Origin of the sequence: Borborobacter xinjiangensis, from assembly GCF_047739745.1 — a bacterium.
In the GTDB taxonomy this organism is placed as follows: domain Bacteria; phylum Pseudomonadota; class Alphaproteobacteria; order Rhizobiales; family Rhizobiaceae; genus Pseudaminobacter.
This window is the reverse complement of the sequence record NZ_JBLLVA010000097.1, coordinates 1-642: the sequence shown is the minus strand read 5'-3', so window position 1 is coordinate 642 and position 642 is coordinate 1. Positions and strand designations below refer to the sequence as shown.

The following is a 642-nucleotide window of genomic DNA, read 5'->3' as shown; positions in this document are numbered from 1 at the left end:
CGAACCTTACCTCATCACGCTCAGCGAGGATTCGGACGTGTTTCCGACTTTCCAGCATGACGGTATGGAATTTCTCTACATGTTAGAGGGCGAAGTGGTTTATCGGCATGGCGCCAATCGCTACAGGATGACACCGGGCGATAGTCTGTTCTTCGAGGCAGATGCACCGCACGGGCCCGAAGAACTGACCAAACTGCCGATGCGCTATCTGTCGATCATCTCCTATCCGCAGGGCAACGGCAGCGAATAGTTCATCCGCCGACGACACATCTTGGAAAGTCGGTGCCAGCGACACCGCCTTCATGGCGTGTGCGCTGATCGACGGAAAAGAACGCACAGCGCCGTTGTGCCATTTTCAGAAGGCGAAATGAAAAGAGCGTGATGCGGCTGCGCATCACGCTCTAGTTTATTGATATTGAAGTTTATGAACTTCGTCTCACTCCGATCCCAACTCTTGTCGGAATTTAGCAGCGGGAACCGGTTTCGCGCCCGGGTTCCCGCTGTAGCGAGAGCGTCTTAGTCCGGGCCGAAACCTGGCGAGGTCGGCGCGCCATCATCATATTTGGAAAGCCACTCCAAGACGGTTGGCCGGTAACGCGTCAATCCCTTGTACTCTGCCAGCTCCTCCGGCAGGTCACGCAG

Annotated in this window: 1 protein-coding gene; it reads left to right on the top strand. The window is 55.8% G+C overall.

What is annotated here, in order from left to right:
* Nucleotides 1–250 (top strand): cupin domain-containing protein (locus ACLKMW_RS26495; protein WP_415727519.1); only part of this gene is annotated, 250 nt, incomplete at its 5' end.
* Nucleotides 251–642: the final 392 nt, after the last annotated feature.